This is a genomic window from Actinomadura luteofluorescens (assembly GCF_013409365.1).
GTDB classification, from domain to species: domain Bacteria; phylum Actinomycetota; class Actinomycetes; order Streptosporangiales; family Streptosporangiaceae; genus Spirillospora; species Spirillospora luteofluorescens.
In genome coordinates this window covers 4,095,996-4,120,260 of record NZ_JACCBA010000001.1, presented here as the reverse complement: position 1 = coordinate 4,120,260, position 24,265 = coordinate 4,095,996, and the positions used below count along the sequence as shown (strand labels likewise).

Genomic DNA, 24,265 nt, shown 5'->3' with positions numbered 1-24,265 from the left:
ATGGCGGGCGATCCCGAACGGCACCCTCGAACATGAAGATCCCGACCCAGTCACCCTGTGTCATCGAACGACCACCATGAAGTCACATCGAGCCGTAGAATGGCCGGAGAGCGTTGAAGTAGCCACATTCCAGTAGCCGCCACTATTGGGCTACTAGCCTCGAAAAGGAGAGCGGCGGTGGCCTCAACTGGTAGCGCCAGGCCGAGGATCGATCCCGAGCTGGCTGGTTTCGGAGCGGTGGTAAAGCGTTGCCGCGAAGCAGCGGACATAAAGCAAGGCGAGCTGGCGAAGCTCGTCAACGTCGCGCGTTCCTACGTCAGCCACGTGGAATGCGGCCGGACAAAGTGCCGCCGAGACTTCGCCGAGCGCCTCGACCGAACCCTCAACACAGGCGGTGAGATCGTCGAGGCGTGGGACGACCTCCTGGAGAAGATCAAGCACGTCAGGTACCCGACCCACTTCGTCGCCTTCCCGAAGGCAGAGGCATCGGCCGACCAGCTCCGGGTGTACGAGACTCATCTCGTCTATGGCCTGTTTCAGATAGAAGCGTATGCTCGTGTCCTGCTGGTCGATGATGACGCGGTAGCCACCAGGATGAAGCGTCAAGAGCTTCTCTCCAGGGAGCCTCGCCCCATGATCAGCGTTGTTATGGAGGAAAGCGTCCTCTATCGGCAGGTCGGCTCGAAGGAGGTCATGCGCGAGCAGCTTGATTTCTTGATCGAGCTTTCCAGGCGCGAGGGATTGTTTCTCCAGGTGGCCAAGACCGCTCACTATCGAGGAACCCGGGCGTCGTTCACCATCGCGACCCAGCCGGATCGAAGCGAGATCGCCTACGTGGTCAAGGCAACCGGAGGCGAAGTAACGCGCGACCCGTCGGAGCTTGCAAGATTGAGCGTGGTGATGCATCTGCTGAACACCAAAGCGCTCAACACAGAGGATAGTAGAACTTTTATCAGAAAGGTGTTAGAGGAGAGATGGAGTTGAGTCGGCTGGATTGGAGAAGGGCATCCAAGAGCCATGAAGACGGAGACCAGTGTGTTGAGATAGCATCCGGCTCTGATGAAGTGTCTCTGCGGGACAGTAAAGACCCCGACGGCCCCAAATTGGTTGTCAGCAGAAGCGATTTTCGGTACTTCGTGAGCGTCCTTAAGGCCACTTAGGGTGCGATGCGCTGCACTCGGCGGATACTAACGAGTCCAAGCTCTTTCGCCAGGTTATCGAGTCGAGTTCCGAAAGCCCCCTGCCGTGGCTGTTCAGAAGACTCTCTCGATGAGATGTGGCGCAAAGCTTCAGCCTCTCGGTCGTCAAGGACCGACCCAAGCAATGAAGAAACGAATTTGTTCGTCGACTGGGACCACGGTTCGGCAATCGGCCGGGTCGATGATGTAGACCATGTTGCGGCGTTTCGACCGCTTAAACGGACTGAGCAGAATTTGTAGCCCTCGCCTGGGCGGAAGAATGTATAGCATGCTTCCGCCGCCCGTGTCCCTGGACATCCTCGATGGATGCGCATCACACCTTGCGCCGCTTACGCACAACTGGACGTCCTCTGCATCGGCGCTTCGGTGCATATCTTGAAACGCCGCGAATAGGTCGGCCGCTTCTGAATGCCACTCGCGCCCATCCTCGCTTCGAAATGTCAGACTGCCAGGGCGGGTCTTCCTCTGAAGCGGACACCGTCCAGACGCTCTGCACTCCATCCGGAGTCAGCGCGCTGCGGCGGTTCGCTGCGCTTCCAGCCATAGTCGTGCGGCATCGGCGACCTCGCGCACGAACTCGTCCAGCCACTCGCTCGACGGTTCCGACTCGTTGACGAGAAAGCGCAATAGGGTGGTCAGAGCGACAGTCTCCTGCTCGACGTCCGCTGCTTCAACGGGTTTCGCGTCCTCGGAAACAGTGGGATCCCCGAGGTGTCTGCGAATCAGGCTCTCCCCAATGCGCGGATTGATGTCCTTACCGGACTTCCGCAGAAGAAGTCGTACGTCCGCCACGTACCGGATGAGCTGGTTGATTTCATAACCTGCGGAGAATCTGCGCCTCACAGCGACGCCGAACGCGGCCTGTAGCATTTGTGTGTAGCCGGCCGCCGTTTGCGGCACCACGAGGTCGTCCTGAATCGTGAGCCATGCTGCCGGGCCGTCCAGCAGGTATGCGCGCAACGCGGCTTCATGTTCGGCCCCGATGTCAACGGCCGACCAGTCGATCACTCGAAGGTCTCCTGGGCCATCTGCCGGACCTTGGTCAAGAAGGCTTCCAGTTCCGCTTCAGTGAAGCCCTCGTCGCCGACGAGCACTTGGAGGAGGAACACCTTGGCCTTGAAGGAGGTGTTGTCGTCCACACTCTTCTTGGCGTCGACCGAAGCTTTGCCGAGCGCGATATTGATGAGGAGCTCGCCGACATCCGGCGGCACGATCTCCGGAGCGTTCTCCGATCGTTCCCGTGCTGCAACGACGAACTCGATGACTTCGCCATCATCGACTGGCGCTCCCTTGCCGAGGAAACGCCGGTGAACAGCCTCGAAGAACGCCGCCGTGACAAGCGCGTCAAAACCATCGGTCTCCGCTCGGGAGTGCATCTGACCGATCAGTTGTCGAAAGTCGTCCATGCGCCCTGTGAGCTGGGCACGCAATGCGTCTACCTGCTGGTCAGTTATCATCGCGCCGTCTCCTTGTAAACTCGTCTACCTTGCTCTTGCCGAACTGATAGGTACGCTCCACTACCATGAACGCGGCTACGGCCGCGATCGCGATGTCCGCGCCGTGCACCCCTTGGTTCGAAGCGTCCGGGGACGAATGGTATTGGGTGCTGGAACCTGTCTTCCCCTTCGGCGGGGGCGGCTTAGGTAGCGCCTCGCCGAGGTCCGAGGAGATATCGTTCACGTTCTTCTGCATGTCATCGGAGTTGTCCCGGAGGGCGCGCATAATGCGCTTTGAATAGTCTTCGTCCTCCGGATCAGATTCAGTGAGGTCCTGGTTCTCGTCGACGGGGGTGAGTTCGCTTCTGTGGGCGGCCCACATGCCAGCGGCGGCGGGGTCGAGGTCTTCGCGGGTCGGTAGGGAGGCGAATGGGTCATTTGCCTCCTCTGGAATCGAGGGCTCGGCCGGGTCTTCGGCTTTCCTATCACGGCCGTGCCCAGCGTCGTCGGTTTCGCCCATGCCTTCGCCTACCGCTCCCTGAGCACGGGTGTCTCTAGACTCCTGCGGCTCGGATCCGGAGTCGTCCTCAAGTTCTGCGGGCGGCTCCGGCTCCTCGATGGCGCCGTGTTCAGGTGGGACGGGCGGTTCGGGTTCTTCGATGGCGCCGGGCTCGGGTTGGAGGGGCTGTTCGCCGTCGGTGGGTGCGGGCGGGGCTTCGGCGTCCGGCTCCGGTTCAGGGGGCGGCGGGGCATCTCCGAGCTGCTCGCCGGTCTTGGCGTGGGGCTTTCCGTCCGCAACCTCGGGATTCGTTTCGGCCGGGCGTTCGACGTCCTCCGCTCGGTTGTCGAGGATGCCGTGGTCGAGCGGTTGAGCATCCTGCGGAGGTGTCTGTCCGGTGCCGTCGTCGGGCTCCGGCGTGACGTCGTCCGGCTCGTCGGTTTTGATCGCCTCCGGGACCGGCGGCTGGTCTTCCTGCGGCTTCGGATGGCTTGGATTGTCTTGCTTCGAAGCCTCGGTGCCTTGCTCGCCGAGTGGCTGTTCGCCGGGGGTCATCGGGGCGGCGTGGGGGTCGGGTGCGTCAGCCGTGGTGTCGGTGGTCTCTGCGCCCTGCTCACCGGCGGCGGACGGGGCTGCGCTGTCCGGTTCGCGGTTGTCAGCGGGAGGTTCCGCCTCGCCGGGGCGCTTCATCGGTGCGTCCGGAGGGTCGGTGTCTGCCGCGTCCGCTTCGTTCTCGTCGGTTTCGAGCTTCTCGCCTCGGGCGATCGCCATGGAATCCGCGCGGGGTGTGCCGGACGTGCCTGGAGGCCGCTCGGCGGGGGGTTCGGGTGTGCCCGCCGTGGTCTCGGTGTCGTGCTTCTCAGCCGGAGTCTCGGGTTTTTCGCCTCGGGCGATGGCGAGGGAGTCGGCGCGGGGTGTGCCGATTCTGTTGGGGTCGTCGTTGGGGTCGTTGCTGTTCTCGGCTCGGATGCTGCGGGCGGGTGTCGGTGTCTCGCCCTTGTCGGCGGGGGGTTCTGGTTTTTCGCCTCGGGCGATGGCGAGGGAGTCGGCGCGGGGTGTGCCGATTCTGTTGGGGTCGTCGTTGGGGTCGTTGCTGTTCTCGGCCCGGGCGCTGCGAGCCGGTGTCGGCGTCTCGCCCTTCTGGTCCGTCCCGGACCCGCCTGGTTGCTGCGTGGCGTCGCGGCCTTCCGGGCCGGACTTCTGCCCGGGCGGGCCGGGCTGGTCGGTCTCCACCTTGGTGTCGGTCCTGGTGGGATGCTCGACGCCCACGCTTCAGCCCTTCCGCAGATGAAATCCGACCACGGTCAATGCGTCTCTCGTACTGCCGGATGTTTCCGAGTCGTGCGGGGCTGACGTCCGGTCACATCGACTGCCCATTGAAGCGTGATTGTCGGAGATTGGCACGCTTCGCTGATCACAGAGGCGAATGTCTCTTTCGAAACCACGGCGGACTCGTCGGCGGTCCGCGTCTTCGAACGCCGCTGCCGTTCGGCCGCCGTCGAACGACGGCATCGCGTGCCGGTAACTCTGCGGACTCGCAGCTTCGGCTCCAGGAGTGCGGTCGGCAAGGCCCCGCGGAGCGCCGGGGTTATGGCGGGGGGTGTCCCGGTTGACTACTGTTGCGCGCGTCCCTCGCCCGTCCCCCTTCCGAGCGGATGAACGATGCGTGCGCTGCCCCTCGCCGTTTCTTGCATCGGCCTGTTGCTCGTGGCCGGATGCGCCGATGCCGACCGCGCTGAGAAGGTCGCCCCACCCACTGTCCGCGCGGGCGCCGCTCTGCCCACCGTGCAACCTCCGGGCGCCTACGCCAAGGAGGGGTGGTTCGGCGGCGCGGACGGCCTGCACGCGCGCGTGGCGATCCGAGGAGTCGAGCGGCAGGCCGCCAAGTCGGTGCTGCGCTACAGCGTGACGTCGCTGGACTCGTCGGTGAAGTCCGTTCCGTTCGAGATCGCGCTCCTGGACACGGCCGGGCGCCGGCTCTACAAGCCGACCGGCACCACCAGCGGCTCCGGCTTCGCGCCCGGCACGACCCGCGAGATGTCCGCCGACTATCCGCCGATCCCGGCGACCGTCCAGAAGGTCACCGCGATCACGCCCGGGACGGCCGGCGAGTTCACCGGCATCCCGGTGAACTCCGTGTCGGCGACGCCGTCGGCACCGGGGACGCCGTCCGCGCCCGGGACGCCGTCCTCCTCGTCCGCGCCGCCGAGCGGGTCGGTGCCGTCTTCTCCGTCGGCGTCCTCCACTCCCTCGGTCGGGGCTGAGCCGCAGGTCGGAGCCGAGCCGTTCATGGCAGGCGCGCCGTCCCCGATCACGCCCTCCCCGTCGGCCACCTCCTCCCCGCCCAGCAGCACGCCTGGCGGGAACCCTGTCGACCTTTACGACATCGTCGAGGGGGAGAACCGGACCGTCTCGTCCGGCGGATCGAGTGTCACGGTCAGCTTGCGCAGCGATGCCCTGTTCGAGAGTAATTCGGGCAAACTGTCGAGTCGAGGCAAGGCCGTTCTGGGGGACGTCGCCCAGGAGATCAAGGCCAGGGCGGCGGGTGCGCTGACGTTCGACGGGCATGCCGGTGACGCGAAGCTGTCCGGGGAGCGGGCCCAGGCCGTACTGGACGAGGTGAAGGGCAAGGTCGGCGCCGGGTTCACCTATGCGGCCAACGGCAAGCAGGACGGTGACGGCGTCGACGTCACCTACCAGCTCAAGTCGAGCGCGTCAGGTTCCGTCCAGCCGGCCTCTTTCCGTGTGCGGGACGGTCAGAAAGTGGCATCCCGCACGGCTCCCTTTGGCGCAGCAAAGAGGCGCCTTGAGGTCAAACCCTTCTACCGGGACGGCGCCTACATCGTCGCCGTGTTCGACATCGTGAACGAGGGGCCTGGGACCACTCCGCCGGACGCCTCCTACCCGAACCCGAGTTATCCAGGCGGAGTGTTCGGAGCGTTCTCGATCCAGGTGCCGGGCAAGAAGGACGTCTATCGCGCCGTGCGTGTCGGCCCTCCGACGCCGGGCCGTCCCACCAACTACGTCGACGCCGGACGGGCCGTCTTCCGCACCGCGGTCAACGAGCCCGTCCGAGGCTTCGTCTACCTTCCCGCCCCGCCCGGCAACGTCACGTCCGTGACCTTTGACGCCGGGCCTTTCGGCAAGGTCGAGAAGGTTCCCGTCTCCTGAGTGGGGGTCGGCCCAGGGCCGACCCCCACAGAAACTGTCAGCGGCTCCAGGCGAGCATGCGGATCGGGTCTTCGAGCATGTCCCCGACGTCGCGCAGGACGCGGGAGCCCAGTTCGCCGTCCACCATGCGGTGGTCGAACGAGAGCGCCAGCGTGGTCACCTTGCGGATCGCGAGTTCGCCCTCGTGCACCCACGGCATGTCCCGGACCTGGCCGAACGCCAGGATCGCGGCTTCGCCCGGGGTGAGGATCGGAGTCCCGGCGTCCACCCCGAACACGCCGACGTTCGTGATCGTGATCGTTCCGCCGGAGAGGTCGGCGGGGGACGCCTTGCCCGCGCGGGCCTTCGCCGCCAGCTCGTTCAGGGCGTGAGCGAGGCCCGGCAGGTCGAGCTCGTGCGCGTCCTTCACCTTGGGGACGATGAGGCCGCGCTCGGTCGCCGCGGCGATCCCCAGGTTCACGTAGCGCTTGACGACGATTTCCGCGCCGTCGGGGCCTTCCGCCCACGTGGAGTTCACCATCGGGTTGCGCGCCACCGCGGTGAGCAGCGCGCGCGCCACGAGCAGTAGCGGCGACACCTTCACGTCCGCGAACTCGGGCAGCTCGCGGAGCCGTTTCACGGTCTCCATCGTCCGCGTCACGTCCACCTGGAGGAACTCGGTGACGTGCGGGGCGGTGAACGCCGAACCGGACACCGCTGCGGCGGTCGCCTTGCGGACGCCCTTGACGGGGATCCGCTCCTCGCGCGGGCCCGCCTGGACGGGCGCGACGGGAGCCTCGGCCCCGGCCTGCGCGGTGAGGACGTCCTCCCGCGTGATCGATCCCTGCGGGCCCGACCCCGTGATGGACGCGAGGTCCACTCCGAGATCCTTGGCCAGCTTCCGGACGGGCGGCTTGGCCAGCGGCAACCCGTTCCCGGAGGGGCTCGGACGGGGCGCGGGCGGCACCTGCGGGGCGGGCGCGGGCGCGGGGGCGGGCGCGGCCGGAGCCGCGGACGCCGTGGACGCCGCTGGGCCCGCGCCGTTGGCGGACTTGCGAGGACGGCGCTTGGTCGTCCCCTCCTTGACGCCGTAGCCGACCAGGACGGGCGTGCGTTTCGGCGGCTCCTGCGGCGACACCATGCCCGGCTCGTTGACGGTCGGGACGCCCTCCTCCCGGAGCGCGGCCGCCTGCGCCGGGGGCTCGGACACCGGCGTCGCCACGCCGCCCTCGCCGCCGGGGCCCACCGCGATGATCGGGACGCCGACGTCCACGGTCTGCCCCTCGGTGACCAGCAGCTCGGTCACCACGCCCTCGAACGGGCAGGGCAGCTCCACGATCGCCTTCGCCGTCTCGATCTCGACGATGGTCTGGTTCACCTCGACGGTGTCGCCGGGCTGGACGTGCCACTTGACGATCTCGGCCTCGGTCAGGCCCTCGCCCACGTCCGGCAGTTTGAACAGTTTCGGCTGGCTCACCGGCGTCACCACGCGAAGGTCCGGTCGACCGCGTCCAGGATGCGGTCGAGGTCGGGCAGGTAATGGTCCTCGATGCGGGACGGCGGGTACGGGGTGGAGAACCCGCCGACGCGCAGCACCGGCGACTCCAGCCGGTAGAAGCACTTCTCGGTGATCCGGGCGGCCAGCTCGGCGCCGTACCCGTTGAAGACCGGGGCCTCGTGGACGACGACGCAGCGTCCCGTCCGGTTCACCGAGTCGGTCGCCGTGCCGATGTCGAGGGGGTTCAGCGAGCGCAGGTCGATGACCTCCAGCTCGCGCCCCTCCTCGGCGGCGGCCCCGGCGGCCTCCAGGCACGTCTTCACGGCCGGCCCGTAGGCCAGCAGCGTCGCGTGCTCGCCCGGCCGCACGACCGCGGCCCGGTGCAGCGGCGTCCAGTCGGCCGCGCCCGCGTCGGTGTCGACCTCCGCCTTGTCCCAGTACCGGCGCTTCGGCTCGAAGAAGATCACCGGGTCGGGGGAGGCGACCGCCTGCTGGATCATCGAGTAGGCGTCCAGCGGGTTCGAGCACGCCACCACGCGCAGCCCGGCGGTGTGGGTGAAGTACGCCTCGGGCGACTCGGAGTGGTGCTCGACCGCGCCGATGCCGCCGCCGCACGGGATCCGGACGACGACCGGCAGCTCCAGCGCGCCGAGCGAGCGCATCCGCATCTTCGCCAGCTGCGTGATGATCTGGTCGGCGGCGGGGAACACGAACCCGTCGAACTGGATCTCCACCACGGGCCGGTAGCCGCGCAGCGCCAGCCCTATCGCCGTCCCGACGATGCCGGACTCGGCGAGCGGGGTGTCGATGACCCGCTCCTCGCCGAAGTCCTTCTGCAGGCCGTCGGTGATGCGGAAGACGCCGCCGAGCTTGCCGACGTCCTCGCCCATGACCAGGACCTTCGGGTCGTTCTCCATGGCCTTGCGCAGGCCCGCGTTGAGGGCCTTGCCGAGGGTCAGGGTGCTCACTTGGCCGCCTCCTCCTCGAACGACGCCAGGTAGGCGGCGAACTGCTCCTGCTCCTCGGTCATCAGGGGGTGCTCTTCCCCGTACACGTGGTCGAACATCGACAGCGGCTCCGGGTCGGGGAGCGCCAGGCACGCCTCACGCAGTTCCCTGGTGATCTGCTTGGCCTCGTCCTCGATCTTCTGGAAGAAGCCTGCGTCCGCCAGGTCGCCGCGCACCAGATACGCCTTGACGCGCTCGATCGGGTCCTTGAGCTTCCACGCCTCCTCTTCGGCCTTCAGCCGGTAGCGCGTGGGGTCGTCGGTCGTGGTGTGGGCGCCCATCCGGTACGTGTACGCCTCGACGAGCGTTGGGCCCTGCCCTGTCCTGGCGTTCTCCAGGGCCTTCCTGGTGACGGCCAAACAGGCGAACACGTCGTTGCCGTCCACGCGGATGCCCGGGAAACCGAAACCCTGCGCGCGCTTGTAGAGGGGGATCCTGGACTGCCGTTCGAGGGGCTCGGAGATTGCCCACTGGTTGTTCTGGCAGAAGAACACGATCGGCGCGTTAAAGACCGAGGCGAAAACGAAGGATTCGTTCACGTCGCCTTGGGAGGTCGCTCCGTCCCCGAAGTAGGCGATCGTGGCGCCGGCGGACGGGGTGCCGAGCACACCGTCCCTCTGGACGCCCATCGCGTACCCGGTGGCGTGCAGCGTCTGGCTGCCGATCACGACGGTGTACAGGTGGAAGCCGTGCTCCTTCGGGTCCCAACCGCCGTGGTTGATGCCCCGGAACATGCCGAGGAGCTTGAGCGGTTCCACGTCCCGGCACCAGGCGACGCCGTGCTCGCGGTACGTGGGGAAGACCATGTCGTTGGCGGACGCCGCCCGCCCGGAGCCGATCTGCGCCGCCTCCTGCCCGAGCAGGGACGCCCAGAGGCCGAGCTCGCCCTGCCGGGTGAGCGCCACCGCCTCCTGGTCGATGCGCCGCACGATCACCAGGTCGCGGTACAGGCCGCGCACGTCCTCGGCGCTGAGGTCCAGGGGGTAGTCCGGGTGCTCGACGCGCTCGCCCTCGGGCGTGAGCAGCTGGACGAGTTCGGGCTCGGCGACCTTCGGGGTGTCGGGCGCGCCGCGCACGGAGTCGATCGTCATCGATGACACTCCTCGTTCGGGGCCGTCACGCGGGGTCGCCGCGCGGCCGGCCGATGTCGACGGCCCCGTCCCCGGTAAGGGACAAAAGCCGCAATGCCATCGTGGCAGACATCACACCCTGCGATGCAAGCCCCCGCCACCGCGATGCGAGTCCCTCCACCGGAGGTCCTACCCCCGGCCCTACCCCGCGACCCGGACGTGACGCACGTTACGTCCGCTATTCCCGGGAGAGCGCCCGCGTCGCGCCGGCCGCGACCGTCAGGCCGAGGAGCAGCCCCCCGGCGACGATGAAGTTGGCGATCCACTGGTAGACGCCCTTGGGTGCGAACTCCATCTCCTGGCCGAGGCTGCCGATCGGCAGGAGGAGGTCGAGCGTGTAGAAGAACGCGTTGAAGTGCGGCTTGTGGCCGTCGTCCAGGACGTCGGGCCGGTGGATCGAGAAGACGATCGTCCCGAAGGCGAGCAGCCCCACCAGCCAGCTCGCGGCGCGGAACGGGCGGTAGCCGTAGCCGACCAGCCCGTCCTGGAACCAGCCGACGATCTTGCGGGGGACGCCCTGCGTCCTGCGCCGGTCCCGGGCCTTGGCGAGCAGGACGGAGCGCCCGTCGGCGTCCAGGCCGAGGGAGCGGTAGGTCTGCGCGAGCCGCTCGTAGGGCTGCGGGGCGTAGCCGTCGGTGTCGCGGCGCAGCCACGCCAGCCGCTCCCGGGCGGTGAGCGGCGGCTCGAGGGTCTCGTACTGGAGCCCGTCGAGCTGGAGGTGCTCCGGCCAGGACGCGGCGTCATCGCGCAGCAGGTTGATGCGCGCGTAGGACAGGTCCGCCGTCCCCTTGATCGGCTCGGCGGTGCGCAGCAGGAGCTCCTCGGCCTGGAGGCGCTGCAGGCCGAGCGCCGTCCCCTCGTCGTGGAGCAGGCGGGCGTCGCGCAGGCTGAGCTGCCCGGTGACGCGGGCCCCGGAGAAGCTGACGGCGCCGATGGCGGTGAACCCGTCCGAGCAGTAGATGTCGGTCTCGACGGCCAAGTCGTCGGCGTTCAGGGCGGTCCGCTTGGGGGCGGACAGGCGGGCGCCGACGAACGACAGGTAGCCGCCGACGCGGGCGCCGCGGAGCCGGATCTCGCCCTCGGCGCTGAACCCGCCGTCGCAGAACACGTTCGCGGCCACGTCCAGGCGGCTGGCGTACAGGGCGGCGCCGGACGGGTTGTACAGCCGCGCGCCCCGGAAGATCAGCTGGCCGCCGACGCGGGCCCCCGGCAGCCGGACCTCGCCGTTGGCGGCGAACCCCTGGTCGCAGTAGACGTTCGCCTCGACCGAGAGGCGGTCGGCGAGCATCGCGTCCCCGCCCGGGTTGGACAGGTGCACGCCCGACATGTTGAGGATGCCGGTGATGTTCGCACCGTCCAGCCACAGGCCGCCGTTGATGCGGCTGCCCTCCAGCCACAGGTGGCCGTCCACCCGCGTGCCGGAGGCGATCAGGCCCGGCAGCCGGCAGCGCATCAGGTGGACGCTGTTCATGCTCGCCCAGTAAAGGTGCGGCGCCTCGTCGAAGTCGCAGCCGGTGAGCGCCAGCGGGACGTGGACCTCCGCGTGCCCGAGGTTCAGCGAGCCGGTGATGCGGGCGCCGCCGAGCCGCACGGCGGCGACCTGGCCGGGCTCGGGCTCTACCGCGCCGACGAGCAGCGCGACGAGGACCTCCGCCCTGACCATCCGGTCCCGCCCCCACCGGTCCGACCGCGTGATGTCGTCCATCGCCTGGTCGCCGGACGACAGGTCGACGGATTCGCCCTTGGGGAACGCCTCCCACAGGCGGCGTTCCACGGGCGTGAGGTCCTCGATGTTCATCGGCAGGCTCCGGGGGTGCTGATGGCTCGTGATGGGCCATGGTGCCGTACGCTTCAGGATCGTAAGCAAAAGCGCAGATCAGTGAGGGGGCGACCGTGGCGCGTGTCGTCGTGGACGTCATGCTCAAGCCGGAGATCCTCGACCCGCAGGGTCAGGCGATCGCCCGCAAGCTGCCGCAGATGGGGTTCGACGGGGTCGTGGCCGTCCGGCAGGGCAAGCGGTTCGAGGTGGAGCTGGAGGGGGACGCCGACGAGGCGGCCCTGGAGAAGGTCGGCAAGATCGCGGAGACGCTGCTGGCGAATCCGGTCATCGAGAACTACGAGGTTCACGTTCTGTAACCGTCCGGCACGTGGCCGGGACCGGCCTCGCGGCCGGGGCCGGCGGCAGAACGCCGCTCGGTTCCCGGTCGTGACATGGCCCGTTCCAAATGGCGGACCCGCGACTGTGGCGATTACGGAAGATTCCTCCGGGGAACTGTTAGCTGCGTTGAGTCGTCGAGCACGCTCCGGGACCGGGGGCACGGTCGGGACGCCCGGAGCATGACACGAGGTGTCCGGGTGGATATGAGGTTCTCGCTCGCGCTGCCGCGCGACGCGCTGAGCATCCCGGTGGTCCGGCGGGTGACCGGCGAGGCCCTGCGGGGGCTCGGCGTCGCCGAGGACTGCGTCGACGACCTGCTGGTCGCGATCTCCGAGGCGTGCACGAACGTCATCGAGCACGCCCGCGCGAACGGCGACTACGAGGTGACCGGGCACGTGGACGACGGCACCTGCATGCTCAAGATCATGGACTGGGGGCGCGGCCTGCGGTCCGCCCCGCCGGAGCCGGAGGCCCTGAGCGAGTCGGGACGCGGGATCAAGCTGATGCGCGCCCTGGTGGACGACCTGGACATCGACTCCGCACCCGACCGGGGCACCGTCGTTCACCTGCGAAAGCGGCTGACCTGGAGGGACGGGGCCCTGGTACGGCGCCTCGACCGCAGCCTCATTCCCAACGCCGGGTAGATTGGGACCTGCGCGCGGGGGAATGCGACGCGCATCGGGGTTGATCGGCGGAGGAGATCCCGATCGTCTCGGCCGCACCTCATTTCGGAGGAACAGAACAGATGGACGCTGCCCGGGTTGGGATCATCACCTTCCCAGGTTCCCTTGACGACAAGGACGCCGCACGCGCGGTGCGGCTGGCCGGCGCTGAGCCGGTCGCCCTCTGGCACGGCGACCATGACCTGCGGGGGGTCGACGCCGTCGTCCTGCCAGGCGGGTTCTCGTACGGGGACTACCTGAGGGCCGGGGCGATCGCCCGGTTCGCGCCGCTGATGGCCGAGGTCGTGGCCGCCGCAGGCGACGGCCCTGCCGGTCCTCGGCATCTGCAACGGGTTCCAGGTGCTGTGCGAGTCGCACCTGCTGCCCGGCGCGCTGCTCCCGAACGCGGGGCTGCACTTCGTCTGCCGCGACCAGCGGCTGCGCGTCGAGAACGCCGAGACCGCCTGGACCTCCGAGTACAACGAGGGCCAGGAACTGGTGATCCCGGTGAAGAACCGGGACGGCCGCTACACCGCCGACCGGGAGACGCTGATCGAACTGGCCGACTCCGGCCGCATCGTCGCCCGCTACCTCGACCTGAACCCGAACGGCTCCCTGGACGACATCGCCGGGATCTGCAACGAGGCCGGCAACGTGGTCGGGCTCATGCCCCATCCCGAGCACGCCGTCGAGTCGCTGACCGGGCCGTCCACCGACGGGCTCGGCTTCTTCACCTCGATCGTCAAGAGACTGGTCAACGCATGAGTGAGCAACGGCCCCACGCTTCCGGAAGGGCTACCCGAGACGAAGACGAGCCCTCGATGGAGTGGCTCGGCGAGCTCAAGTCCGACGCGGACGACCCGGAGCTCCAGCCCATCAACCCCGCTGTGACGCAGGGGTTCAAGGCCATCCTCGAAGAGGACCAGCCCCCCGCCCTGCCCGGCTCCCAGGACCCGGCCGCCGAACCGGTCCCCGGGCCCTTCACCGGCCCCATCCCGGTGCTGAACGACGAAGAGCCCGTCCAGGGCCCCGCGCCTTCCGAGCAGGTGCCCGAGGAGTTCACGCGCGCCCTGGAAGAGGAGCGCTCTGGCGGCGACCCTACGTCCACCGTCGCGGACCCGACGCTCACCGTGCCCGACCTGAGCGCCTTCGCGGCACCGCCGCCTCCCCGGGGCACGGGATCCGGCCCGCAGCGCGTAGCCGGTCCCGGCACGGGCCCGCAGCCCGCCGTAGGCCACGGCACAGGCCCTCAGGCTGCGGTAGGCCCCGGCACGGGCCCGCAGCCCGCCGTGGGCACCGGCACGGGCCCGCAGCCCGCCGTGGGACGGAACACGGGCCCGCAGCCGACCGTTCGTTCGAGCAGCGGCCCGCAGCCTCTCATCGACCTGAACTCGGGCCCGCTGTCCCAAGGCCCCAGCACCGGCCCCCAGCCTCCGGTAGGCCACGGTACGGGCCCGCAGCCCGCCGTGGGCCACGGCACGGGCCCTCAGCCCGCGGTAGGCCCGGCGCCGGGCCCGCAGCCTGCCGTGGGCACCGGTACCGGCCCGCAGCCCGCCGTTGGACGCGGAACGGGCCCCCAGCCCACCGTGCGCCCGGGTACCGGCCCGCTGCCCGCCGTTGGACGGGGAACGGGTCCCCAGCCAACGGTCGGCCGTGGCACGGGCCCGCTGCCCGCCGTCCGCCCGGGAACGGGCCCGCTGCCTAGGATCAGCCCAGGAACGGGTCCTCTGCCCGCCGTCGGCTCCGGTACCGGCCCGCAGCCCGACGTTGGACGCGGAACGGGCCCGCAGCCCGCCATCGGCTCTGGAACGGGCCCCCAGCCCGCCATCGGACGGGGAACCGGTCCGCTGCCCGCCGTAGGACGGGGAACGGGTCCGCTGCCCGCCGTCGGCCGTGGCACCGGCCCGCAGCCCGCCATCGAGGCGCCCGCGCACTACGACCAGGGCACCGACACGGTCGCCGTTGCCGCCGCGTCTCCCGAGCGTCCGCAGCCGTACGCCGAGCTGGGGATGAACGAGGAGGAGTACCAGCGCGTCCGCAACATCCTGGGACGCCGGCCCACCTCGGCCGAGCTGGCGATCTACTCCGTCATGTGGAGCGAGCACTGCTCCTACAAGAGCTCCAAGGTGCACCTGCGCCAGTTCGGCGACAAGGCACCGAAGACCGACAAGCTCCTTGTCGGCATGGGCGAGAACGCCGGTGTCGTGGACATCGGCCAGGGCTGGGCGGTCACCTTCAAGGTGGAGTCGCACAACCACCCGTCCTACGTCGAGCCGTACCAGGGCGCTGCTACCGGTGTCGGCGGGATCGTCCGCGACATCATGTCGATGGGGGCGCGCCCCATCGCCGTCATGGACTCGCTGCGCTTCGGCCCGGCCGACGCCGCCGACACCCAGCGCGTCCTGCCGGGCGTCGTCGCCGGCGTGGGCGGTTACGGCAACTCCCTGGGCCTGCCCAACATCGGCGGCGAGACGGTGTTCGACGCCTGCTACGAGCAGAACCCGCTCGTGAACGCGCTGTGCGTCGGCGTGATGAAGCACGAGGACATCAAGCGCGCCGTGGCCCCCGGCCCCGGCAACCAGGTGATCCTGTTCGGTGCCCTGACCGGCCCGGACGGCATCGGCGGTGCGTCCGTGCTCGCCTCGGCCACCTTCGACGAGGAGTCGCACCAGAAGCGGCCGTCGGTCCAGGTGGGCGACCCGTTCATGGAGAAGCTGCTCATCGAGTGCTGCCTGGAGCTGTTCCGCGAGGACCTCGTGGTCGGCATCCAGGACCTCGGCGCCGCCGGGGTGTCGTGCGCGACGACGGAGCTGGCCGCGGCCGGCACCGGCGGCATGCACGTCGACCTCGACACCGTCCCGCTCCGCGACGAGACGCTCCGCCCTGAGGAGATCCTCATGAGCGAGTCGCAGGAGCGCATGATGGCGGTGGTGGAGCCCGCCAAGGTCGAGCGCTTCATGGAGATCTGCGCGCGCTGGGAGATCCCGGCCACGGTGATCGGGACGGTCACCGACACGCGCCGGCTGGTCATGACGTGGCGCGGCGAGACGATCGTCGACATCCCGCCGGTCACGGCCGCCGACGAGGGCCCCGTCTACAACCGTCCGCTGGCGCCCCCGCACGACCTCGGCGCCATGCAGTCCGACACCCCGGGTCGGCTCACCCGCCCGTCCAACGGCGACGAGCTGCGCCGGACCGTCCTGTGGCTGGCCGGGTCCCCGAACCTGGCCGGCAAGACGTGGGTGACGTCCCAGTACGACCGGTACGTCCTGGGCAACACCGTCATGGCGATGCCCGAGAACGCCGGCGTGGTCCGCATCGACGACGAGTCGGGCCTCGGCATCGCGCTGTCCCTCGACGGCAACGGCCGCTACACCCGGCTCGACCCGTACGCGGGCGCGCAGCTCGCCCTGTCGGAGGCGTTCCGCAACGTCGCCGCGACCGGCGCGCGGCCCCTGGCCGTGACCAACTGCCTGAACTTCGGCTCCCCGGAGGACCCGGGCGTCATGTGGCAGTTCTCGCAGGCCGTCACGGGTCTGGCGGACGGCTGCCAGTACCTCGGCATCCCGGTGACGGGCGGCAACGTCAGCTTCTACAACCAGACGGGCGACACGCCGATCAACCCGACCCCGGTCATCGGCGTCCTTGGCGTCCACGACGACGTGCGCCGCCGGGTGAACATGTCGCTGGCCACCGACGGCGCCACGATCGCCCTCCTCGGCGAGACCCGCGAGGAGTTCGGCGGCTCGGAATGGGCGCACGTCGTCTACGGCCACCTGGGCGGCCTGCCGCCGCTGGTCGACCTGAAGGCCGAGGCGGCGCTGGCGTCGGTGATGGTCGCGGCCGTCCGGGACGGCCTGGTCAACGCCGTGCACGACCTCTCCGACGGCGGCCTCTCGCAGACGCTGGTGGAGTCGTGCCTGCGCGGCGGCCTCGGCGCCCGCATCACCCTGCACGGCGACCCGTTCGTCTCGCTGTTCAGCGAGTCGGTGGCCCGCGCCATGGTCGTCGTCCGTCCGGGCGCCGAGTCACGCCTCGCGGCCCTGTGCGAGTCGGCGGGCGTCCCGGTCAGCCAGATCGGCGTGGCGGGCGGCGATTCCCTGCAGGTGACGGGTCGCGGCCCCGAAGGCGACCAGCAGGAGCTGTTCAGCATCGGCCTCTCCGAACTCCGCGAGGCCCACGAAAGAATGCTCCCCTCCTACGCCGACTGATTCGAGCACCGGAGGGCGCCCCCGAACCGGGGGCGCCCTTCGCATGTCAACGCAGGCCTCTAGTCCTGGCGACGGGTGAGCGCCTGAGCGACGACGACCCGATCTCCGTTGAACGTCACCGACGGAGACCCGTGCAGCTCATAGCCAAGGTCGAGCGCCTCACTGACCCGCCAGCAGAACGTCTCATCATCCGGGCCAGTCAAAACCCGATACCGCGGCAGCTCCCGCTTTTCACCCATGCCGAGACCCTAGAGGACCGGGCCCTGTAAGCCCTGCGACCGCACCCCCGGCCAGCCCCCATCGGTCGCCACTGAGGCCCGGCGCAACAGCCAGCACCGCCCGAGCAAGACGACCCCACGGCAGCCGCCCTGCCTGATCTCCCACCGGCTCTTGTGCTCTGGCACCATCTGACACGTGCCCGATCTCTCGTGGGACGACGTACGCGACTTCTTCGATCCCGAACTGATGGGCTCGCTGCCCGATGTCGTCATCGAGGGGACCGGTGTTGAGGACTGGCAGGCGGTCTTTGACCTACTCCGCTCAGAAGACTGGGCATATGAGTACTCCATAGATGGCCAGGTGCTTTCCCTGCCCGCCGCGAGCGAGGTCTTCGCAGAGGGCCGCGAGGTCTGTCCCGCGTTGCAGGTCCGGCCTTCACCGGGGTACTGCTGAACTTCTGGCCACATGAAAGCACCAGCGTCGACTTCGACATCGATCTCAGGGAGTTTCAGGGCCAAGAACGGCTGGACCTGCTCTGCGGCCTCTTCCGAGTCCTCGGCCGACGATTGGGCAAGCCGGTGGCGATGGCGCCGGAGGGCGACCCTGGCCATCCGGTGCTCGGCTATGACGTCACTGCCGATCGGGTCGTCCTGCTGGCCGGCCCAGTAGAGGCCCCGCCCCGCGCCGGTCCGAGCCAGGCGGTCCGGTAACCGCCGTATCGTCTCCAGCGGCAGAGCGTACGGGGTCCTTCGGCCGCGGGCGAAGGCCACGAATGCTCGTGGCACGGCATAAGCCTGTCTCTATGCTTCTCGCATGGTGTTCGCCTTCACCGCTCGCGCCGCCGCAGCGGAAGCCTACGAAGACGATGAGACTTTCGTAGCCGGGGTGGCTGAGCAGGAGAATGGCGGAGGTCGCGAACTGACCTTTATGTGCTGCCTGCACGAGCCTGATGAGCAGGACATCGCGCTTGGAATGGATTCCTACTGCCTCGTCACGGCGGACCAGGGCACCGTCTACGGCGGAGTCAAAGAGGTGCGCCTGAAGGATCGTGTCCTCCGTGTCGTCGTGGATTCCAGCAATCTGGAGGCGCTGGGGCTGGACGACGCTGAGATAGAAGTGACGCTGGACGTCGACGACGAACGCATCGAGCGACTACGGGAAGGGCTGCGGCGCATCCTGGCCTACGGGCGTCCCAGCGATCGACCCGCCATCCTGGCCCTCTGACAGCAGTCGTGGCAAGACGTCGAGACCAGGTCTTCTCGCACGCGGTGGCGGGCCGGTTCGGAGACCGGCGTGGACTATTCGAGGGCCAGTGCCCTGGATGCGCACTCTCGGGAGATCCCGTGAGCTGCGGCTCTGGCTGGAGCCAGATACGACCTAGAAGACCGAGATGTGGACGTGGTCGTAGTGGTTGGCGGTGACGCCGCCTCGGTTCTCCATCGAGCGCCAGCCCGGGCTGCGGAGGTCGTAGATGCGTTGGCGCCAGATGATGTACTTGATGCCGAGGGCGCTGGCGTGGGCGATGGCGTAGGCGGCGGTGCGGTCGCCCAGGGACTGGGCGCTGCCGGAGGCCATGACGCCGCCCGTGGTGACCATGAAGTCGCAGGCGCGGCCGCTGCCGTGGTCCTGCGGGTCGCCGGTGGAGCGGAAGCAGCCGATCGTGGGGAACGGGCCCATCTCCAGGTCGATGGTGTTCTTCACCTTGAGCATGCGCGGGGTGACGCCGCCCATGCCGACGCTCGGGGACTCGGGCTTGTACTTCTTGACCAGGGACTGGATCTGCGACTTGCGCCGCCTCAGGTCCTTGATCTCCTTGTTCAGCTCCGTCATCTTCTGCTGGGGCCGCCTTGCGGGCCGCGAGCTGGTCGTTGACGAGCTTCTGGATCTGGGCGACCTTGCCCGCCTTGTTCTGGGCGAGATGGCTGACCAGGGTGGCGTTGCTGAGCAGGTCGGAGGGGTTCGCGTCGGCCAGGAACGTGACGGTGGGGTCCTCGCCGTTCGTCATGTACTGGGACGCGGCCAGCTGGGCGACGACCCCGCGGGCCTCCTGGAGGTCGCGCTGGAGGTTGTTGGACTTGTCCAGCGCCTTCTTCGCGGCGTACTCGGCGTCCTTCAGCTTGGCGAGGTCGCCGCCGTACTCCTTGTCGAGCTGCTCGATCTGGCGGTTCAGCTTCGCGAACTTGCCGCTGTCGCCCGGGTCCAGGGGCAGGGACGCCGGCGCGGCCGCGGACGGCGTCGCGGAGGCGACCAGGGGCACCGCGGCGGCGAGGGCCACGAGAGCCGCGGCGGCGTGGCGCCGGCCACGGCGGCGGTCAGCGTGCCGACGGGTGGAGGCGGGGGTCTCCACGTGTTCTCCTCTCGTCATGGCCAAAGGTCAATGGACGTTAAAGAGCCGTCTGCCTCGCCAAGGGTAAACCCTGCGGTAATGGGACGTGGCGAAGGCGCGAGATGCCCGGCTCCCTTGCTGGGAGCCGGGCCATCTTACGTGACGGGACTCACAGCTTGCCCTTCCACAGGAGCCTGTTGGGCTGCGAACGCAGACCCTTGAGGGTGTGGGTGGAATTGTCGTTCAGCACCTTCTGCACCGTCGGGAAGGTGGCCTTCGGGTGGGTCGACAGGTAGAGGGCGGCGACACCGCTGACGTAGGGGGCGGCCATGGACGTCCCGCTGAGCGCCTTGCTGCGGTTGCCGGGCCAGGTGGAGTAGACGCCGTAGCCGGGGGCGTTGATGTCGACGCACTTGCCCCAGTTGGAGAACGAGGCGCGCGTGTCGCTCTTGGTGGTCGCGCCGACCGCCATGACCCAGCCCGCGCCGGCCGGCGAGACCTTGCACGCGTCGACGTTCTCGTTGCCGGCGGCGACGGAGGTGAACACCCCGGACTTGGACAGGTTCATCACGGCGGTGTTCACCGCGGTGGACTTGGGGCCGCCGAGGGACATGTTCGCCACGGCCGGCTTGGCGGCGTGGGTGCGCAGCCAGTTGGCGGCGTCGACGATGTCCGACATCGAGCCCTCGCCGTTGCAGTCGAGGACGCGCAGGGCGCGCAGCTTCACGGACTTGGCGGCGCCGTAGGTCTTGGAGCCGATGATGCCCGCGACGTGGGTGCCGTGCCCGTTGCAGTCGCGTCCGTCGCCGTTGAACCTGCTCGCCGCCCAGGCGATGGAGGCGCGGCCGCCGAACTCCTTGTGCCCGACGTCCAGTCCGGTGTCGACGATGTAGGCGTTCACGCCCTTGCCGGACGACTTGTAGGTGTAGGTCTTGGACAGCTTCGCCGACCGCTGGTCGATGCGGTCGAGGCCCCAGGGCAGCGGCGCGCGCTGGGTCGTGGTGGCCTTGACGATCTGGTCCTGCTCGATCGCGGCGACGCGGTCGTCGCGGCGCAACTTGTTCACCTGGTCGTCGGTGAGCTTCGCGGCGAAGCCGTTCAGGACGCCGTCGAAGCGCCGGACGCCGGTCGCCCTGACCTTCTTGGCGGCGGCGTCGGTGGACGCTCCGGTCTTCAGGGTGACGATGTAGCGGCCGGGCACCGGGGTGCCCCCCGCCGCCGTCACCTTCACCAGCGACGACGAGTCGTCGGCGAGCACCGGGAGCGCGGCGGCGGCGCCGAGGCACGCCGCGACCGAGCCGACGAGCAGCAGCCTACGGTGGACAACCCGCAAAGCGCCTCCTTCTGCAGGGGAGCGCGCGCAGGCGTCCCGCCCATGATCGATGGTTTCGATCGAGGGGAAACCTTAGCGGAACTGTCCTGATAAGAGGCGACAAAATGGACGCATTGCCGGAGGTGGCAGAAGCAGGTCAGCCCCGGCTGAGCCGCCCCCCGTAGCCGAGGCTCGTCCCCGGCTTCGTCCAGGTGTACTGGAGCGTCCCGTCGGGCTGCCGGGTGACCTGGACGATCCCGGACGTGCACGGCTTGCCGATGTCCAGGTTCATCTTCAGCGCGCTCTCGGTGCCCCGGGCGAGCCGCAGGGTGCCGTCGCAGTTCTCCCGCGGGTACAGGGCGCGCCCGGTCGTCCCGCCGGTCTGGAACGTGATCTCCACGGGGAAGGACGCGTTGCGGCCCGTGTTGACCACCGTCCCCTTCCACGTCCCGGCGAACGAGGCCGGGATCGTGGTCACCGGGCGGTTGTCGGACGTGTTGGTGCTGTCGGACGGCGACCCGTCGTCGTCCGCCTTCAACTGCGGCCACAGCACCAGGGCGATGATGGCGACGCCGACGCTGACGCCGATGACCAGCGACAGCGCCAGGCCGAGGACGTGGTTGCCGGGGCGCCGCATCTTCGCGAGGGCCCCGAACGGCGAGGAACGGTTGGGGGAGCGGTGCCCGCCGCTGCCCTCGCGCCCCTGCCCCAGCCCCGGAATGAGGGGGTTCGGGGCGGTGGGGTCGGCCGGGGGCATGTCGACGGCGTCGAACGTGGCCGTCCGCTCGGGGACGGGCGCGTCGAACGTCGCCGTCCGCTCGGAAGCGACGGCGTCGAACCGCGTGGTCTGCTCCGCCTGGTCGCCACCGCCCGTCCGGGCCTGCTGCCCGGGCCGGTTCGTGCCGACCGCGTCGAAGGTCGTGGTGGCCTCGAACGCGGCGGGGTCGAGGTCGGCGGCGGGCGGTTCGGGCTCCCGCTCAGGCTCCGGACGCGCGCGGCGGGAGCGCGCGAGCTTCCCGAGCAGCGGCACGGATGGCGAGGCGGAGTCCGCGACCGGCCCCGACGGCGAACCCGGCGGCGGTCCGAGCACGGGAGCCGGCGGCGGTCCGAGCACGGGAGCCGGGGGCGGTCCGGGCACCGGACCTGGAGGCATGGCAGGGCTCGGCGTGAATCCGGCCGGAGGAGCGGCTCCCATGGGGTTCCCCGGCGCTCCCATGGGGGAACGCGGCGGCGGCGTGACCCGTGGCAGGTTGTGGCGGACCATCACGCCCGTCGCGAGGGCGCGGCCTTCCTCGACCATCGAGGTCGGCAGGCGCTCAGCGAGCGCGCTGCCCTTGCCCAGCAGCCGTTCGAGGATCGTCCTGGCCATCGGACGCTCGGCCGGGTCCTTGGCCAGGGCGGCCTCCACCACCTCGCGCAGGGAGTCGGGCACTTCCGACAGGTCGGCCTCGTCGTAGACGATCCGCTGCATCACCTCGGACGGCGAGCCCTCGCCGAACGGCGGCCTGCCCGAGGCGGCGAACAGGACGGTCGACGCCCACGCGAACACGTCGGCGGCCGGGCCGATGCCCATGCCGCTCAGCTGCTCGGGGGACTTGTAGGCGGGGTCCTCGGTCATATGGCCGCGGAACGCCACGTTCACGGCCTCCATGGCGTGGGCGATGGCGAAATCGCTCATCCGGGGGCCGTGCCGGCCGAGAAGAACGTTCCCGGGTTTCAGATCATGGTGGACGGCGCCCGCGCGGTGGACGGCGGCCAGGGCGACCGCCATCCCGATCGCCACGCGTTCCACGACGACGACGCCGCGCACGCCCTCCTCGTCCACGAGCTGCTGGAGGGACGGCCCGTCCACCCACTCGCTCACCACGTAGGGGCGGTCGCCCTCCACGTCGGCGTGCAGGATCGCCGCCGTGCAGAAGCCGGTCACCTTGCGGGCCGGGGCGAACGCGTCGGCGAAGCGCGACCGCGCGACCGGCTCGCCGCTCAACCGCACGTGCAGGACCTTCACGGCGACGGGTCGTCCGGACGGGTCGCTGCCGAGGAAGACGGCGCCCTGCTCGCCCACGCCGAGCCGTCCCGTGATCTCGAACGATCCGAGCCGTCTCGGGTCACCCGGCTGCAGGGGCAGCGCCTCGGGCATCTGACGAACCTCCGTCTCCTCCGGGGACGGCGTCCCCGGCCTCCCCGTTCCCTGCGCCCCCATGCCTGGCACCGGGGTCCTTTCTACCGCCTGCGCGGCACCGAGGATGACCCGGTAGCGTTTTGCGCGATGCCGCGAACACCGCTTTCCTCCACCGTGCTGAACGAGCAGCGCGCCGCGCTCGGGCTGGCGCCCTACACCGGCGCGGACGAGCCCGCCGCGCTGCGCCGCGCGGCTCTGGACACGGTCCTCGCCGGCGTCGAGGCGGGAGCCGCCGAACCGAGCCGTCCGGTGGTCAGGGGAGCGGTGCGGTACCTGCTCGACCGGCTGGCCGAGCTGGCCCCGGGACGTTCGGTGGAGGTCCGGGTACCGCCGCACGCCGCCGTTCAGTGCATCGACGGCCCGCACCATACCCGGGGTACGCCACCGAATGTGGTGGAGATGGACGCCGCCACGTGGATCGCGCTCGCCACCGGCCGCCTCACCTGGGAAGACGCGGCGTCGAACGGCCGCGTCCGGGCGAGCGGCCCGCGCGCCGACCTGACACCCCACCTCCCCCTCCCCCTCGACTGAAGGCGGCCCCGCGACTGACGGCGGCCTCGCGACTCGGTGGGGGAGGCGCGCATAGCGTGCGCGGGTGACGCGGGCCTTACCGGAGGTGATCCCCGTGCTGATCGCGCACTGGACGTTCGACGCCGGCACCGTGGACGGCCGCCGGGCCGCCGACACCGCAGGAGCCGCCGCCCCCGCCGCCGAGCTTGCGGAGAACGCCCGGATCGTCCCCGGACGGGACGGGGAGGCGCTGTCGCTCGGCGAGAATGACCGCGCCGTGATCCCCGCGGCGCCGCAGCTCGTCCTCAGCCAGATCTTCGGGTTCGGCCTGGCTTTCTTCGTCCGAGTCGACGAGGGGCCCACGGGCGAGTGGCGCAGCCTCCTCTACAGGCCCGTCGCCGAGAACGACGCGCGCGGTCTGGGCCTTTGGCTGTACCCGGACGCGATGAGGCTCCGCGTCCAGCTGTTCACGGTGAAGGGCCCCGAGTACGTCGACAGCAAGGCCCGGCTGGCCGTGGGCGAATGGGCGCACATCGCCTTCGTCGTGGACACCCGGGGCATGGCCCTCTACATCGACGGCGAGAAGGACTCCGCCGTCTCGCTGGAACATCCCGTGGTCACCCCGGCCGGGCCCTTCTACCTGGGCAAAGAGCCTGCCAAGCCCGGTTTCGGCGGCCTCGTCGACGATCTGCGCGTGTACGCCTCGGCGCTCGGGCAGGAGGCCGTCCGTTCCCTGGCCGACCAGCCGGGCGCCTGAACCCCGGCG

General features: G+C 69.6%; 21 protein-coding genes and 1 pseudogene. 11 read left to right on the top strand and 11 right to left on the bottom strand.

Annotation, left to right across the window (positions count from 1 at the left end; genetic code table 11):
* Positions 1-177 precede the first annotated feature (177 nt).
* Together BJY14_RS18965 and BJY14_RS18960 are read left to right on the top strand one after the other, a co-directional pair.
* Positions 178-984 carry a helix-turn-helix domain-containing protein gene (locus BJY14_RS18965; protein WP_179844842.1) on the top strand — a complete coding sequence of 269 codons (807 nt, stop codon included), beginning with the start codon at positions 178-180 and terminating at the stop codon, positions 982-984.
* The gene (locus tag BJY14_RS18960) at positions 975-1,160 is read left to right on the top strand and encodes a DUF397 domain-containing protein (RefSeq protein ID WP_179844841.1); all 186 of its coding nucleotides are present in this window, start codon (positions 975-977) and stop codon (positions 1,158-1,160) included. Before BJY14_RS18965 ends, BJY14_RS18960 begins: the two co-directional genes overlap by 10 nt.
* A gap of 546 nt (positions 1,161-1,706) precedes the next feature.
* On the opposite strand, the gene BJY14_RS18955 is transcribed toward BJY14_RS18960, so the two are convergent.
* The 3 genes from BJY14_RS18955 to BJY14_RS18945 are packed head-to-tail and all read right to left on the bottom strand — an operon-like array spanning position 1,707 to position 4,403.
* On the bottom strand, positions 1,707-2,207 hold the full coding sequence (locus BJY14_RS18955) for a hypothetical protein (RefSeq protein ID WP_179844840.1): 501 nt from the start codon (positions 2,205-2,207) through the stop codon (positions 1,707-1,709).
* Entirely contained in the window at positions 2,204-2,656 is a 453-nt protein-coding gene (locus BJY14_RS18950) for a hypothetical protein (protein WP_179844839.1), read from the bottom strand. The genes BJY14_RS18955 and BJY14_RS18950 overlap by 4 nt, the downstream gene beginning before the upstream one ends.
* On the bottom strand, positions 2,646-4,403 hold the full coding sequence (locus BJY14_RS18945) for a hypothetical protein (protein ID WP_179844838.1): 1,758 nt from the start codon (positions 4,401-4,403) through the stop codon (positions 2,646-2,648). Before BJY14_RS18945 ends, BJY14_RS18950 begins: the two co-directional genes overlap by 11 nt.
* 393 nt (positions 4,404-4,796) lie before the next feature.
* Between BJY14_RS18945 and BJY14_RS18940 the strand changes: the two genes are divergently transcribed.
* A complete protein-coding gene (locus tag BJY14_RS18940; protein WP_179844837.1) occupies positions 4,797-6,305 on the top strand; it encodes an OmpA family protein in 1,509 nt (502 codons plus the stop codon).
* Positions 6,306-6,342: 37 nt separating this feature from the next.
* Here BJY14_RS18940 and BJY14_RS18935 read toward each other — a convergent pair whose 3' ends face one another.
* The 4 genes from BJY14_RS18935 to BJY14_RS18920 form a co-directional block, all read right to left on the bottom strand.
* Positions 6,343-7,761, bottom strand: coding sequence for a dihydrolipoamide acetyltransferase family protein (locus BJY14_RS18935; protein ID WP_179844836.1), 1,419 nt, complete (start codon positions 7,759-7,761; stop codon positions 6,343-6,345).
* A 5-nt stretch (positions 7,762-7,766) separates the two neighbouring features.
* Entirely contained in the window at positions 7,767-8,750 is a 984-nt protein-coding gene (locus tag BJY14_RS18930; protein WP_179844835.1) for an alpha-ketoacid dehydrogenase subunit beta, read from the bottom strand.
* Positions 8,747-9,880 carry a pyruvate dehydrogenase (acetyl-transferring) E1 component subunit alpha gene (gene pdhA, locus BJY14_RS18925; protein WP_179844834.1) on the bottom strand — a complete coding sequence of 378 codons (1,134 nt, stop codon included), beginning with the start codon at positions 9,878-9,880 and terminating at the stop codon, positions 8,747-8,749. Before pdhA ends, BJY14_RS18930 begins: the two co-directional genes overlap by 4 nt.
* A gap of 217 nt (positions 9,881-10,097) precedes the next feature.
* Positions 10,098-11,717: a hypothetical protein gene (locus tag BJY14_RS18920; protein ID WP_179844833.1), complete on the bottom strand. Its 1,620-nt coding sequence runs from the start codon at positions 11,715-11,717 to the stop codon at positions 10,098-10,100.
* Between the two features lie 95 nt (positions 11,718-11,812).
* Between BJY14_RS18920 and purS the strand changes: the two genes are divergently transcribed.
* The 4 genes and pseudogenes from purS (at position 11,813) to purL (ending at position 16,950) form a co-directional block, all read left to right on the top strand.
* The gene (purS, locus tag BJY14_RS18915; RefSeq protein WP_089315160.1) at positions 11,813-12,055 is read left to right on the top strand and encodes a phosphoribosylformylglycinamidine synthase subunit PurS; all 243 of its coding nucleotides are present in this window, start codon (positions 11,813-11,815) and stop codon (positions 12,053-12,055) included.
* Between the two features lie 225 nt (positions 12,056-12,280).
* Entirely contained in the window at positions 12,281-12,721 is a 441-nt protein-coding gene (locus BJY14_RS18910; protein WP_218905489.1) for an ATP-binding protein, read from the top strand.
* A gap of 101 nt (positions 12,722-12,822) precedes the next feature.
* Positions 12,823-13,504, top strand: a pseudogene (purQ, locus tag BJY14_RS18905) (phosphoribosylformylglycinamidine synthase subunit PurQ).
* 1,151 nt (positions 13,505-14,655) lie between these two features.
* Entirely contained in the window at positions 14,656-16,950 is a 2,295-nt protein-coding gene (gene purL / locus BJY14_RS45310) for a phosphoribosylformylglycinamidine synthase subunit PurL (protein ID WP_312879792.1), read from the top strand.
* A 59-nt stretch (positions 16,951-17,009) separates the two neighbouring features.
* Here purL and BJY14_RS18895 read toward each other — a convergent pair whose 3' ends face one another.
* Complete coding sequence (locus BJY14_RS18895) at positions 17,010-17,189, bottom strand: DUF1737 domain-containing protein (RefSeq protein WP_179844830.1); 180 nt, start codon at positions 17,187-17,189, stop codon at positions 17,010-17,012.
* A gap of 175 nt (positions 17,190-17,364) precedes the next feature.
* Here BJY14_RS18895 and BJY14_RS45305 point away from each other — a divergent pair, with 175 nt between their 5' ends.
* Both BJY14_RS45305 and BJY14_RS18885 read left to right on the top strand, forming a co-directional pair.
* On the top strand, positions 17,365-17,622 hold the full coding sequence (locus tag BJY14_RS45305; protein ID WP_246395983.1) for a hypothetical protein: 258 nt from the start codon (positions 17,365-17,367) through the stop codon (positions 17,620-17,622).
* Between the two features lie 360 nt (positions 17,623-17,982).
* The gene (locus BJY14_RS18885) at positions 17,983-18,393 is read left to right on the top strand and encodes an Imm10 family immunity protein (protein WP_179844829.1); all 411 of its coding nucleotides are present in this window, start codon (positions 17,983-17,985) and stop codon (positions 18,391-18,393) included.
* A gap of 153 nt (positions 18,394-18,546) precedes the next feature.
* On the opposite strand, the gene BJY14_RS45300 is transcribed toward BJY14_RS18885, so the two are convergent.
* From BJY14_RS45300 to BJY14_RS18870, 3 genes are all read right to left on the bottom strand, one after another.
* The gene (locus BJY14_RS45300; RefSeq protein ID WP_246395981.1) at positions 18,547-18,999 is read right to left on the bottom strand and encodes a VldE C-terminal domain-containing protein; all 453 of its coding nucleotides are present in this window, start codon (positions 18,997-18,999) and stop codon (positions 18,547-18,549) included.
* Between the two features lie 665 nt (positions 19,000-19,664).
* Positions 19,665-20,828, bottom strand: coding sequence for a S8 family peptidase (locus BJY14_RS18875; protein ID WP_179844828.1), 1,164 nt, complete (start codon positions 20,826-20,828; stop codon positions 19,665-19,667).
* Positions 20,829-20,964: 136 nt separating this feature from the next.
* A complete protein-coding gene (locus tag BJY14_RS18870) occupies positions 20,965-22,947 on the bottom strand; it encodes a serine/threonine protein kinase (RefSeq protein WP_179844827.1) in 1,983 nt (660 codons plus the stop codon).
* A gap of 129 nt (positions 22,948-23,076) precedes the next feature.
* On the opposite strand from BJY14_RS18870, the gene BJY14_RS18865 reads away from it, so the two are divergent.
* Together BJY14_RS18865 and BJY14_RS18860 are read left to right on the top strand one after the other, a co-directional pair.
* Positions 23,077-23,520: a sterol carrier family protein gene (locus BJY14_RS18865; protein ID WP_179844826.1), complete on the top strand. Its 444-nt coding sequence runs from the start codon at positions 23,077-23,079 to the stop codon at positions 23,518-23,520.
* Between the two features lie 64 nt (positions 23,521-23,584).
* Entirely contained in the window at positions 23,585-24,256 is a 672-nt protein-coding gene (locus BJY14_RS18860; RefSeq protein WP_179844825.1) for a LamG domain-containing protein, read from the top strand.
* The last annotated feature ends 9 nt before the right edge of the window (positions 24,257-24,265 follow it).

Bases quoted from the DNA above. Each gene is read 5' to 3' on its own strand.
- BJY14_RS18960 (WP_179844841.1), top strand. From the start codon at position 975: ATGGAGTTGAGTCGGCTGGATTGGAGAAGGGCATCCAAGAGCCATGAA.
- BJY14_RS18950 (WP_179844839.1), bottom strand. From the start codon at position 2,656: ATGATAACTGACCAGCAGGTAGACGCATTGCGTGCCCAGCTCACAGGG.
- BJY14_RS18940 (WP_179844837.1), top strand. From the start codon at position 4,797: ATGCGTGCGCTGCCCCTCGCCGTTTCTTGCATCGGCCTGTTGCTCGTG.
- pdhA (WP_179844834.1), bottom strand. From the start codon at position 9,880: ATGACGATCGACTCCGTGCGCGGCGCGCCCGACACCCCGAAGGTCGCC.
- BJY14_RS18920 (WP_179844833.1), bottom strand. From the start codon at position 11,717: ATGAACATCGAGGACCTCACGCCCGTGGAACGCCGCCTGTGGGAGGCG.
- BJY14_RS18910 (WP_218905489.1), top strand. From the start codon at position 12,281: ATGAGGTTCTCGCTCGCGCTGCCGCGCGACGCGCTGAGCATCCCGGTG.
- BJY14_RS18895 (WP_179844830.1), bottom strand. From the start codon at position 17,189: ATGGGTGAAAAGCGGGAGCTGCCGCGGTATCGGGTTTTGACTGGCCCG.
- BJY14_RS18885 (WP_179844829.1), top strand. From the start codon at position 17,983: ATGGTGTTCGCCTTCACCGCTCGCGCCGCCGCAGCGGAAGCCTACGAA.
- BJY14_RS45300 (WP_246395981.1), bottom strand. From the start codon at position 18,999: ATGACGGAGCTGAACAAGGAGATCAAGGACCTGAGGCGGCGCAAGTCG.
- BJY14_RS18870 (WP_179844827.1), bottom strand. From the start codon at position 22,947: ATGCCCGAGGCGCTGCCCCTGCAGCCGGGTGACCCGAGACGGCTCGGA.
- BJY14_RS18865 (WP_179844826.1), top strand. From the start codon at position 23,077: ATGCCGCGAACACCGCTTTCCTCCACCGTGCTGAACGAGCAGCGCGCC.